The sequence below is a fragment of the Sandaracinaceae bacterium genome (assembly GCA_020633055.1).
In the GTDB taxonomy this organism is placed as follows: Bacteria; Myxococcota_A; Polyangia; order Polyangiales; family Houyiibacteriaceae; genus JADJJE01.
Genome location: JACKEJ010000009.1, coordinates 362,688 through 374,799 on the forward strand (window position 1 = coordinate 362,688; position 12,112 = coordinate 374,799).

General features: G+C 70.5%; 11 protein-coding genes. 7 read left to right on the plus strand and 4 right to left on the minus strand.

From position 1 onward, the window contains the following. Positions 1–111: 111 nt before the first annotated feature. Positions 112–1,443: a ferritin-like domain-containing protein gene (locus H6726_21625; GenBank protein MCB9660260.1), complete on the plus strand. Its 1,332-nt coding sequence runs from the start codon at positions 112–114 to the stop codon at positions 1,441–1,443. 8 nt (positions 1,444–1,451) lie between these two features. Here the strand turns inward: H6726_21625 and H6726_21630 are convergent, their stop codons facing one another. Next, positions 1,452–1,853, minus strand: coding sequence for a nuclear transport factor 2 family protein (locus H6726_21630; protein ID MCB9660261.1), 402 nt, complete (start codon positions 1,851–1,853; stop codon positions 1,452–1,454). Between the two features lie 67 nt (positions 1,854–1,920). Here H6726_21630 and H6726_21635 point away from each other — a divergent pair, with 67 nt between their 5' ends. The 3 genes from H6726_21635 (at position 1,921) to H6726_21645 (ending at position 4,366) form a co-directional block, all read left to right on the plus strand. Continuing rightward, positions 1,921–2,514 (plus strand): GNAT family N-acetyltransferase, encoded by a 594-nt coding sequence (locus H6726_21635; GenBank protein ID MCB9660262.1) that lies wholly within the window; start codon positions 1,921–1,923, stop codon positions 2,512–2,514. 161 nt (positions 2,515–2,675) lie between these two features. After that, complete coding sequence (locus H6726_21640; protein ID MCB9660263.1) at positions 2,676–3,608, plus strand: ABC transporter ATP-binding protein; 933 nt, start codon at positions 2,676–2,678, stop codon at positions 3,606–3,608. Then, positions 3,605–4,366 (plus strand): ABC transporter permease, encoded by a 762-nt coding sequence (locus H6726_21645; protein MCB9660264.1) that lies wholly within the window; start codon positions 3,605–3,607, stop codon positions 4,364–4,366. Before H6726_21640 ends, H6726_21645 begins: the two co-directional genes overlap by 4 nt. Positions 4,367–4,437: 71 nt before the next feature. Here the strand turns inward: H6726_21645 and H6726_21650 are convergent, their stop codons facing one another. Together H6726_21650 and H6726_21655 are read right to left on the minus strand one after the other, a co-directional pair. Next, on the minus strand, positions 4,438–4,818 hold the full coding sequence (locus tag H6726_21650; protein ID MCB9660265.1) for a hypothetical protein: 381 nt from the start codon (positions 4,816–4,818) through the stop codon (positions 4,438–4,440). Further along, positions 4,815–5,432, minus strand: a complete 618-nt coding sequence (locus H6726_21655) for a sigma-70 family RNA polymerase sigma factor (protein ID MCB9660266.1) — start codon at positions 5,430–5,432, stop codon at positions 4,815–4,817. Before H6726_21655 ends, H6726_21650 begins: the two co-directional genes overlap by 4 nt. Positions 5,433–5,671: 239 nt before the next feature. Here H6726_21655 and H6726_21660 point away from each other — a divergent pair, with 239 nt between their 5' ends. From H6726_21660 to H6726_21670, 3 genes are all read left to right on the plus strand, one after another. Further along, on the plus strand, positions 5,672–6,526 hold the full coding sequence (locus H6726_21660; protein ID MCB9660267.1) for a hypothetical protein: 855 nt from the start codon (positions 5,672–5,674) through the stop codon (positions 6,524–6,526). 10 nt (positions 6,527–6,536) lie between these two features. Next, positions 6,537–8,345, plus strand: a complete 1,809-nt coding sequence (locus H6726_21665) for a serine/threonine protein kinase (GenBank protein ID MCB9660268.1) — start codon at positions 6,537–6,539, stop codon at positions 8,343–8,345. A gap of 115 nt (positions 8,346–8,460) precedes the next feature. Continuing rightward, on the plus strand, positions 8,461–10,584 hold the full coding sequence (locus H6726_21670) for a hypothetical protein (GenBank protein MCB9660269.1): 2,124 nt from the start codon (positions 8,461–8,463) through the stop codon (positions 10,582–10,584). A 36-nt stretch (positions 10,585–10,620) separates the two neighbouring features. Here H6726_21670 and H6726_21675 read toward each other — a convergent pair whose 3' ends face one another. Further along, entirely contained in the window at positions 10,621–12,015 is a 1,395-nt protein-coding gene (locus H6726_21675) for a hypothetical protein (protein ID MCB9660270.1), read from the minus strand. Positions 12,016–12,112: the final 97 nt, after the last annotated feature.

Sequence of the window (12,112 nt, forward strand, 5' to 3'; positions counted from 1 at the left end):
CCGTGCCCGCTCGGTGTCCCCGTCCTACCCTGGCAGGGAGACGCCGTGTCATGCTCTACCCGGCAAGGGACCTCGCGCATCCACCATGACCATGAGGGACGAACCGACCGCATGAACACCGATCTCCGGCTCCGACGCTTGTTCAAGAACATCTCGTTCGCCGCGCTGGCCGCCCAAGCCAGCAGCTGCTCCGACGCGCACTCCGTGAGTCGCGGCGGGTTCGACCTCACGGTCCCTTGTGACGATGCCGCCCTCGTCGCCGGCGCGCTTCACGCGGTGGACGGCGACTACCTGGCGATTCGCGTCGGCTACCTGCCCAACGCCGACGACGGCCCCCCTCCGCCCGTCATCTACGGTGCGGCAGGGGTTCCGTGCGCCACGGCGACGGACACGGCGGCCTGCGAAGAGGCGTTCGCTGCGCTCCCGGAGGACCAGGGGTGGGGCTCCGACGTCATCTTCTGGCCCGAGAGGTATCGATCTCGCACGCATCTGATCTGGACCCGCGGCGACGAGGTGGGCGTCATCACGACTGACGAAGAGCTGCTGGCGTTCCTGGGCACCATCCACGATCCCGAAGCGGCCGCGCTGGTTGCGCGCTTCGTGGCTGGGCACCGCATCGTCTGTGATGGTCCCAACGCGCGCGTGGTCGACGAGGGGGTGGAGCTCGTCACGTCGACGGGCTCCGCGTGCGGGAGGGATACGTTTCGCAGCGAGAACATCCTGCTGATCGCGCCGGACGGAACGGCGACCGTGCAGCGCAGCGTCGTGGTCGAGGTGGGTGACCCCAACTGCGTGATCGGGCGGCTCACCACGGGCGCGGAGCTTCCTCCGCACGCGCGACACCAGGCGCTCGGGGCCTACTTCGCGGAGATGGCGGCCCTCGAGGCGAGCGCCGTGACCGCGTTCGAACGCCTGGCCCAGGAGCTGCACGCGCTAGGCGCCCCCGCAGAGCTCGTTCGTCGAGCTCGGGACGCGCGTGACGACGAGACACGTCATGCCGCCCAGGTGGGCGCGCTGGCTAGCCAATACGGCGCCTTGCCGTTGGAGATCGAGCCTCCATCGACGCTCACGCTCCGCAGCGCGCTGGACGTCGCGCTCGAGAACGCGCGCGAGGGCTGCGTGCGCGAGACCTTTGGCGCGCTGGTCGCTACGCACCAGGCGCAGCACGCCCGAGACCCGCGTGTGGCAGAGGTGCTCGGGGTCATCGCGGAGGACGAGACGCGTCACGCCGCGCTCGCGTGGGACTTGGCCGCCTGGCTCAACGGCGTGCTCACGCCCGCCGAACGTGTGGTGGTCCACGCCGAGCGTACCTACGCGCAGCGTCTCTTCCGCGATGGCGCGACCCACGCGCTCGACGAGGCGGCGCGCGAAGCGGCTGGGCTACCGGACACCGGCATGGCGCGCGTGCTGTTCGATGCGCTCTCCGCGCAGCTGTGGAGCTGACGGCGGTACTACCCCGCCACCTGCGCGGTCCACGCCGGCAGGTTGTAGTAGTTGGTCACCCGCGTGATGCGTCCGTCCGCGATCTCGAAGAACGCTCCAGCCGGGAGCGTGTACGTCTGCCCGTTGGCCGCGGGCAGGCCCTCGTCCGTGGCCATGTACTCGCCGTGCACCACGAACTCGGCGGCGGCCCGCGTCCCGTCCGGGGTCTGCATGACCACGATGTCCGAGAGGCGCTCGCGGTAGCAGCGGCTCATCTTGGCCATGAACGACGCGAACGCGGTCGCGCCCACCTGCCGCTCGCCCTGGTTGACGTCGTGCACCACGTCGTCGGCCAGGAGCGCCAGGAAGGCGGGCATGTCGTCGGCGTTGAAGGCGGCGTAGTACGCCTGGACGAGCTCGGTCGCGGTCATGGGTCTCTCCGGGGTGTGCTCGCGGCGCTTGGGCCGCGGGCCCCGCATGATAGATTCGGCGCCGCTCATGGACATCCAATTGCTGCACGGGTCCGGCATCGCGCCCTACATCGACGAGGTGGCGCGCCTGCGCATCACCGTCTTCCGCGACTTCCCCTACCTGTACGACGGCACCGTCGAGTACGAGGCCGAGTACCTGGCGACCTACGTGCGCAGCGAGGACAGCCTGTGCGTGCTGGTGCGCGACGGCGACCAGGTGGTGGGCGCCTCGACGGCGCTCCCGCTCGAAGACGAGTCCGAGGCCTTCCAGCGCCCCTTCGTTTCCGCCGGCTGGGACGTGCCGCGCATCTTCTATTACGCCGAGTCGGTGCTGCTGCCCGCCTACCGCGGCACAGGGCTCGGGGTGCGCTTCTTCGAGGAGCGCGAGGCCCACGCGCGCCGCCTCGGGCGCTTCGGCTACTGCGCCTTCTGCGCCGTCCAGCGCCCCGCCGACCACCCGCGACGCCCGGCGGACTACGTGCCCCTCGACGCCTTCTGGGCCCGGCGCGGTTACCAGCATCACCCCGAGCTGCACACCGAGTACCGCTGGCGCGATCTCGATGAAGAGAGCGAGTCGCCGAAGCCGATGTCCTTCTGGATCAAGCCCCTCGATCCGAGCTGACCAAGGGCCCGACGGGAGGACCGCCGCACCCTGGACGGGCGCCCGGGCGTGCGGCCGTCATCGAGAGCGCTGCAGCGCTGCGTCAGCTTCTGTCAGCATGGTCCGGGGGCTTGCCGCCCCGCCCTTGCGGGCAACACGCTGGCGCCCCACGATGCTCGCCCATGTCCCCCCCGGCCATCCTCTCCATCACGGGTCTGAGCAAGGTCTACGCGTCCGGTCAGCACGCCCTCGACGACGTCAACCTCGACATCCAGCGCGGCGAGATCTTCGCGCTGCTGGGCCCCAACGGAGCCGGCAAGACCACGCTCATCGGCATCGTGTGCGGCATCGTCAACGCCACCTCGGGCCGCGTGCTGGTGGATGGGCACGACGCTTCGAAGGACTTCCGGGCCGCGCGCAAGAAGGTCGGCCTCGTCCCGCAGGAGCTCACGACGGACGCGTTCGAGACCGTCTGGGCCACCGTCAATTTCAGCCGCGGCCTGTTCGGCAAGCCCAAGGACCCGGCGCTGATCGAGCGCATCCTGCGCGACCTGTCGCTGTGGGACAAACGCGACAGCAAGATCATGACGCTCTCGGGCGGCATGAAGCGGCGCGTCATGATCGCCAAGGCCCTCTCCCACGAACCCCAGCTGCTGTTCCTGGACGAGCCCTCCGCGGGCGTGGACGTCGAGCTGCGCCGCGACATGTGGGCGCTCGTGCGGCGCCTGCGCGACCAAGGGGTCACCATCATCCTCACCACGCACTACATCGAGGAGGCTGAGGAGATGGCGGACCGCGTGGGCGTCATCCGCAAGGGGCAGCTCATCCTGGTGGAGGACAAGCACACGCTGATGAACAAGCTGGGCACGAAGGAGCTCCGCCTTTCGCTGCAGCAGCCCCTCGAGGCCATCCCCGAGGCGCTCGCCGAGTACCCGCTGGCGCTGGTCGACGAGGGGCGCGAGCTGGTCTTCACCTTCGACGCGCAGCAGGAGGAGACGGGCATCGCGCCCATGCTGCGCCGGCTCCACGAGCACGGCATCGACTTCAAGAGCCTGCAGTCCAGTGAGTCCTCGCTCGAGGACATCTTCGTTCGCCTCGTGAAGGAGGGCGCATGAACCGTCACGCCGTCGCCGCCATCTATCGCTTCGAGATGGCTCGCACCTTCCGCACGCTGATGCAGAGCATCGCGTCTCCCGTGCTGTCCACGTCCCTCTACTTCATCGTGTTCGGCGCGGCCATCGGCTCGCGCATGGGCGCGGTGGACGGCGTGGACTACGGCGCCTTCATCATCCCCGGGCTGGTCATGCTGTCGCTGCTGAGCGAGAGCATCAGCAACGCCTCCTTCGGCATCTACATGCCCAAGTGGTCCGGCACCATCTACGAGCTGCTCTCCGCGCCCGTGGCCTTCACGGAGATCGTGCTGGGCTATGTCGGTGCGGCGGCCACCAAGGCCATGATGGTGGGCACGCTCATCCTCGTCACCGCGCGGCTCTTCGTGGACTACGAGGTGCAGCACCCGCTCCTGATGGTGGGCTTCCTCGCGCTCACCGCGGTGACGTTCAGCCTGTTCGGGTTCCTCATCGGTCTGTGGGCCAACAGCTTCGAGCAGCTGCAGGTGATCCCGCTCATGGTGGTCACCCCGCTCACGTTCCTCGGCGGGAGCTTCTACTCCATCGACATGCTCCCGCCTTTCTGGCAGAAGGTCGCGCTGGTCAACCCGGTCGTCTACCTCATCAGCGGCTTCCGCTACAGCTTCTATGGGGTCTCGGACGTCAGCCCGGGCGTCAGCCTGGCCATGGTGCTGGTGTTCCTCACCGTGTGTGGCGGTATCGTGCGCTACATGGTGACGACGGGCTACAAGCTCAAGTCCTAGCCGTCTTCGAACGTTGGCTCAGCTGCCGGCGCGACAGAAGGGGCCGTTCGAGAACAGGCTGCCAGCGCGCATCAGGGCGCGAGCTCCTGTGCGAAGTGCAGAATGTACCAGGCTACGCCGAGCACGATCAGCATCACCGTGGCCGCGACCAGAGGCCACATCTGCGCGCCACGGCCCCCCACGTCGCGCGAGAAACGGTCGCGGTAGAAGCGCCCGCCGCTGCGCCTGCGCAGCTTGGTCTGCACGCCGCGCAAGAGATCCACCGACGGGGCCACGGCCTCGTCCGCCTGTGCGATGGCGGCGGCTTCGTCCAGCACGTCGCGCAGCTCCTCGTACTCGGCGCGGAGCTGCGGGTCGGCCTCCAGGGCCGCGTGGAACGCCGCCCGCTGCGCGGTGTCCAGCGCGTCGTCCAGCGCCTCGGGGAACAGGTCTCGGGCTTCGTCGGAGGTCATGGCTCACCTTCTGTCGGTCCGCGCTCCCCATGCTGCAGCTGCCGCACCTTGTCCACCAGCGCGAGCCGCGCGCGGTGCAGGCGGCTCTTGACCGTGCCCGACGCCAGGCCGGTCACTTCCTGGATCTCCTCGTAGGAGAGCTGCTGCACGTCCCGCAGCACCACCAGCTCGCGGTGCTCGTCGGGGAGCTCGCGCAGCGCCCGCTGGATGATGCTCTCGGTCTCGCGCGCCTCGAGCGCATGATCGGGGCGCGGCACCTGGTGGCTGGTGTTCATGCTGGCGCTCTCGATGCCCTCGCGGTCTCCGACCTCGTCGAACTCCTTGTGGGACCCCCGCGCCCTCCGCTTCATGTACTTGAGGCGGTTCTTCGCGTGGTTGATGGCCACCCGGTAGATCCAGGTGCTCAGCTTGCTGTCGCCGCGGAACTGGTCGATGGCCTTGAAGACCGTGACGAACACCTCCTGCGCCAGGTCCTCGGCCTCGGCCTCGTCGCCCAGCATGCGCAGCACCACGCGGTACACGCGGCCTTGATACAGCCGGACCAGCTCGTTGAACGCCGCCTCGTCGCGACGCCTCAAACGCAAGACGAGCTGTTCTTCGTAACCCTCGGGCATGACCACGTGAAATTGCGCAGCCGCCGCGGCACGATCGAGCTCCGTCATCAAGTCCACGGTCGGTGGACACCAGCGTTGCCCGGCGGTTCCCGGCATCGTACACGAAGCGCGGCCCCGCACATCATGCGCGTCGACGCTCACGGTCGCTCACCCGCGCACGCCCCCCCTGCCGGACAACGCTCCCCCGCGCGGCGCGCCTCACGGTTGACGTGGCCCGCAAGGCTCCGCACGCTGTGCCCGTGTCGCACGCTCGTCCGCCTCGCGCGTCCCTCCCGAGCCCCGGCGCGTCTCACGTGCCCGTGCGGGCCGGCGTGCTCGGAGGGCTGCTGGGGCTGCTGCTGGGGCTGCTGGGCTGTGACGCGCCGCGGACCATCAGCGACGCGTCCGTGGAGCAAGGCGCCACCGATCTGGGCAGCGCCGACGGCGCCGTCACGGACTTCGGCGTGGACGTCGGCCCGCCCCCGGACTTCGGCGTGCTCCCAGACCTCGGCATCCCCCCCACCCAGGACACGGACGGCGACGGGCTGTGCGACGTGCGCGAGATCGTCCGGGGGACGCGCGTCGACGAGTCGGACACAGACGGCGACGAGGTGCCCGACTACTTCGAGTTCATCCTCGGCACCAACCCCCTGGACCCCAGCACCCCCACGATGGGCGAGCTCCTCTTCCTGCCCGAGTCACTCGGGGCCAGCACGAGCATGGGTGTCCGACGCCGCATCGTCGGCGCGGGCGAGGACTACAGTGGCGCGTTCGTGGCCTACCCGGTGTACGACCCCGAAGGGCTCAGCGGGGACTCGTTCTTCGTGCGCGCGTTCGCGACGTCGGCCGAGCCCATGGGCAACGTCGCCCTCGTCGTGCCGGAGGAGGAGCGCTACTACGGCGTGGTGGGCTCGACGGAGCTCGGCTTCGAGGTGGAGCTGGCCGTGCCGAGCGGCTTCCTGCCACGCGGCTGTGGGCGCATCTACCCGCTGCGCTACGACATCAAGCGCAGCGATGGACGGTTCGCCGGAGGCGACCGTCGCTTCTTGGTCGTGCTGCCGGTGGCCGGCAGCTTCGCGGATGGTCCTTGGTGCTTCCCCCCGAGCTGCATATGAGCGGGTGCGCGTGACGGCGGACGCCGACCGCGACGCACTCATGCGCACGCTGCTCGCCGACGGTGTCGACGTCGACGCCGATCCGCGCAGCTCGCTCGGTCGCGGTCTTCCCTCGAGTCGCGCGCCTGCGCCGAGCGACCTGCCTGCTGCGATCGTGGGGGCCAGCGACGGCGCCGAGTACCAGTTGGACTACGTACTCGGCGAAGGAGGCATGGCGACGGTGTGGTTGGCTCGGCAGCGCGCGCTCGCGCGAGAGGTCGCCGTCAAGCGCGCGCACTCCCCCAGCGAGGGGGGCGCGAAGCAGCTGCTGCGCGAGGCCGTGCTCACGGGTCAGCTGGAGCACCCCAACATCGTCCCCGTGCATGCGGTCGTGCAGGACGCCGAGGGGCCCGCCGTAGTGATGAAGCGCGTGAGCGGGCGCACGTGGGAGGAGCTCATCGAGGACGGAGCGCCCCTCGAGCGGCACCTCGAGATCATGTTGCAGGTCTGCCAGGCCTGCGCCTTCGCCCACAGCCGCGGCGTCATCCACCGCGACGTGAAGCCCGACAACGTGATGATTGGCGACTTCGGCGAGGTCTACCTGCTGGACTGGGGCGTCGCCGTGCGGGCTGACGCAGCCGTCGCACACAAGCTGGCAGGCACCCCCGCGTACATGGCGCCCGAGATGACCCGCGGACGTTGCGACGAGCGCTCCGACGTGTTCCTGCTCGGCGCCAGCTTGCATCACGCCGTCACGGGGGCGCCGCGCCACCGTGGCGAGAGCATGCTCGAGACCGTCGCGGCGGCCATGCGCTGCGCTCCGTTCGCCTACGAACCGAGCGTCCCCGACGAGCTCGCTGGCATCCTCTCGACGGCGTGTGCGCGAGAGCCAAGCGAGCGCTTTCCGACGGTCGACGCGCTGCGCGAGGCGCTGCTGGCGCTTCGGGAGCACCGCGCGGCCTCGCGGTTGGTCGCCACTGGGACCGCGCGCGCCGAGCAGCTGGCGGAACTCGCGCGCGACCCCTCCAAGGCCGACTACAGCCAGGCGCAGGCCCTCTTCACCGAGACGCGCTTCGCGTTCGAGCAAGCCCGCGAGGTTTGGCCCGAGCACCCCGAGGCGGGCGCGGGACTGCGCGCTTCGGTGGCCCAGATGGTACGGTTCGAGCTCACGCTGGAGCATGTGGACGCAGCCTTCGCCCTCTTCGAGACGCTCCCAGCGGAGAGCGTCGAGCGCTTGGCCCTGAGCGAGTGCATGGAGGCGGCCAGGGACGCGCGGAGCGCGCGCGCGTCACACGTCCTGGCCCTCGAACGTGACCGCGATCTCTCCTTCGGAGCGGGCCCTCGTGCGCGGGCGGCGTTGGCGCTGTCCGTCGGGGTGCTCGTGCTGACGCTCGGCTTGTCCCTCGACCGCCTCGATCGGCCGGGGTTCCAGCCGTCGACCGGACGCCTGGTGTTCGTCGGCGCCTGTGTCTTGGCCGTGATGGTCGCCGTCGTCGCCGCCTGGCGTCGGCGCGGCGCGTTCAACCTCGTCAACCGCCGTATCGCTCAGCTCTGCATCGGCACGCTGGCCCTCAGCTTCCTGCAACGCTTCGCCGGGCACCTCGCAGGCAGCGGCGTGCCCGCCGTGCTGCTTACGGATGCGTTCCTGCTTGCGGCGGGAGGCTTCGCGCTCTCGGCGTTTCATCGCGCTGGGGGCGTGCTCGCGGCGCTCAGCCTCGGGGTCGCCTTCGCGGGCGCCCTGCGCCCTGCCATCCTCGACGAGCTGTTCATCGGCCTGTCCGTCTGCATACCGCTCGTAGCGCTGCTCTCTGCGCGGTGGGGACCCACGGCGAGCGGCTGACGAGCCGCACGGCCTCCGGGGTGTCCACCTCGCACGCCAGCCGCCCTCGCGCGCGGGGCGTGACATGCGAGCTGAACCCTTTCCCAAGGCGCGCTGCCCCCGTACGCTCTCCGCGATGACTACGCCCGTCCAGCGCCTCCTGCTCGCGCTCACGCTCCCGTGGATCAGCCTCGTCACGACAAGCTGCGCCAGTGACGTCCGCACCACCGGGAGCTTCGAGCTCGCGGATGGGACGACGGTCGTCGTCGACGGTGATGGGAGCGTCGTGATCGCGGACGCCACCCACACCCTCTTTCGCAGCCGTGGCGCTGGGCTCGCGACCGTCGCGAACGACACCAGTTTTCGTACCTTGCTCGGGGGATACGACTTCAGCGACACGGAAGTCGCGCGGGCCACGCTCGATCAGGTGACAGGCATCACCTCGTCGGACGCCGGGGTGCGGATCACGCTGGGTTCCAGCGCGGTCGCGGAGGTCCGCGGCGTGTTGGACGTCAGCGTGGTCGTCGCCGGGGAGACGACCCGCGCGCGCCTGGTGGTGACCGGCCTACCGGGCTCCACCACGACCGAGCTGCGCCTCGCGTGCGACGAGCAGGCCACGTTCCTGGGCTTCGGCGCGCAATACAACGCGACCGATCAGCGGGGGGAGTCCTTCGACCTGTTCGTCGAGGAGCAGGGGATCGGTCGACGCGGGGGGCTGCCACTGATGGGCAACGCGCACAGCACCTACTTCCCGGTCCCCTCTTGGCTCGACGCGCGTGGCTTCGGTGTCGCGCTCGAGACCGAGGCGCGCGTGAGCGTGGACGTGTGCGCTGCGGACGACACGGTCATGCGCGTCTCCGTCCACAGCGCCCAGCCCGCCGACCTGCTGCTGTTCCACGGCCCCACGGCGCGCGACGTGATCCGCGAGGTGGGTGACCACTTCGGGCGCTCGCAGGCCCCGCCGGCCTGGGGCTTCGGCCCGTGGGTGGGCATCCAAGGGGGCAGCGCGGCCGTGCTCGCGGAGGCGGACGCGCTCGACGCAGCGGGCGTGCCGTTCACCGCGCTGTGGGCGCAGGACTGGACCGGCAAGCGCTCGTTCGTGACGGGCATGGAGGACGTGGGGGTGCAGTACCGCTGGACCGCAGACGACACGCTCTACCCCGACCTCGCGGGGCTCATCAGCACGCTGCACGACCGCGACATCCGCTTCCTCGGCTACGCCAACCCCTTCGTGCAGCTGAACCTGCCCGATCACGCACAGGACATGATCGACATGGGGCTGGTGGCCCTCGACGCCGACGGCGAGCCCTACACCTTCACGTCGCCCGCGGTCAGCCCGGCCGTGTCGCCAGACTTCACCAACCCCGCCACGGGTGAGTACATCAAGGGCTACCTGCGCGCGATGATCACCACCTACGGCATGGACGGCTGGATGGCCGACTTCGGCGAGTGGGCGCCCGTGGACGCCGTGCTGAGCACCGGGCGCGACCCGATGCTGGCGCACAACACCTTCCCCACCGAGTGGCATGCCTTGTCGCGCGAGGTGTTCGAGGAGCTGCGGCCGGACGGTGACTGGGCGGTGTTCACGCGCTCCGGCTGGGCGGGCGAGCAGGGCACGGCGCAGATCGTCTGGATCGGCGACCAAGAGGCGGACTTCCTGCCGAGTGACGGACTGCCAACGGTCGTGCCCGCGCTCATCAACCTCGGGCTCACGGGGCTGCCCTTCGTGACCCACGACATCGCTGGCTTCAGCGGCGGGCCCAGCACGAAGGAGCTCTGGCTGCGCTGGTGCGAGCTGGGCGCGTTCACGCCCGTCATGCGCACCCACGAGGGGCTCAAGCGCTCGCTCAACTGGAACTGGGACGGGGACGCCGAGACCACGGCGCACTTCCGCCGCTTCGCGCGCATCCACGAGCTGCTGCTCCCAGAGCTGATGACCCTCGCCGCCGAAGCCGCCAGCAGCTCGCTGCCGATGCTGCGGCACCTCACGCTGGTGTTCCCCGAGGACGAGGGCAGCCGCACGGTGGCGGACCAGTTCATGCTGGGGGACACCCTGCTGGTGGCGCCCGTGGTCACGGAGGGCGCCGTCACGCAGAGCGTCTACCTCCCCCCGGGCAGCTGGTTCCACGTATGGACGGGCGACACCTACACGGGGGGTCAGCGCGTCACGGTGGACGCGCCCATCGGCCAGCCCCCCGTGTTCTCGCTGGGCACCGACCGCGCCGACATCCGCGCGGTCAGCGACCAGTTGACCCCCTGACTCCACGCGTCCTCCGCGGACGTGCGCTCCCGCGTGTCAGCGGCCGCGACCGCCCATCCCGTGTCCGCGATGACGCCCGTTGTCGCGGTGATCCATCCCGTGGCCCCGGTGCAGCCCGTTGTCGTGGTGGCTCATCCCGCGACCGCCGCCTTGAATCACGACGGAGCCATGCGGAACGGGGTGCGAGATCCGCACGTCCACGCGCGGAGGCGGAGGTGCCTGCACGCGGACCTCGACGCGCGCCGACGGAGGCGGGGGCGCCGAGGCGACGACGCGCACGTTCGGGCCGGGCGCGTGCACCACGGCGCGTCCGCGCGGGCCGCGCCCGTGGTGGTGGACCCGCACGCTGCCGCGGTGTCGCCGACCGTTGTGTCGCACCTCGACGCGGAACGGCTGCGTGCGCACGTCGACGCGAGGGGGCAGGGGCGCCACGTACACACGCCGTGTCGCGTCCCACCGCATCACGACGGGCGTGCGCTGGCTCTCCACGTACACCTCGACGCGCGGTGGGGGGGACGCGACGTAGACGCCGGACGAGTCCGCGATGGTGGCGTGCAGCTCACCGTCCACCGGCGCTACCTCGAAGCCGTAGTCACCCGCGACCACCACCGTCCCGTCCAAGCGGCTCGCCGGGGTGACGATCGCGTGGGACGTGCGGCCCTGGTCCACCACGTGCCCGCCCGTCTCGTACTCCACCGTGAGCGCGCCCGGCGCTGGCCGCGCGGTCGGTCCCAGCTGCGCCACGTAGTGCCCCTGGTCCTCGACGTACTGAAGCTCCACGCGCTGGGGGTTGGGCTGTCCCACCCCGACGTTCACGTAGAGCTTGCCGTTGGGCACCCGCGCAGCCTCGTCGGGCAGGAAGGCGTGCACGCTCCCGTCCGCGTCGACGCGCACCTCGGGCGCCATCGGACCCACCAGCAACACCTGGCCGCCGTTGGCGGGCACGGGCGCGACCGGCACCTGGTTGAGCGTGATCACGCTGGGCGGCGCGCCCACGGGTTGCACCGTGACCTGCACGTCGCGCGGCGCGGGCGGCAGGGCCACTCCCGCGCTGCCCTCGAAGACGCGCAGGTCGTTGTCCCAGCGCAGTGGGACGGTGCGGGGCTGCCCGTCGGTGGCGCTCACTTGTACGCTCACACTCCCGGTGGTGACGACCGAGCCATCGGGACCGCGCACCTCCGCGAGCACGAGGCCGTCTGTGCGGGGCATGACCTCGACGACGCTCGGGCCTGCGATGGCCACCTTGCCTCCGAACTGGGGGGCGACGGCGGCCGGTGTGATGCCGACGAGCGCGGCTTGAGCGAGCAGGCTGCCGGGGGCGCCGAGCGCGCTGGGGGCAGCGCCGGTGGGCGGCGGAGGCGGGTCAGCGGCCTGGGAGCACGCGGCCAAGAGGGCCGTGGCACCGAACAAGAAGGCGTTGGACTGTCTCATCGCCACAGCATCACCCTGGTCCGGGATGGGGGAAAGCCCGAACACGAGGCAAAAGTACGCAAAATGCGCGAATTTTGGCGGCGCCCACGGAAGGATC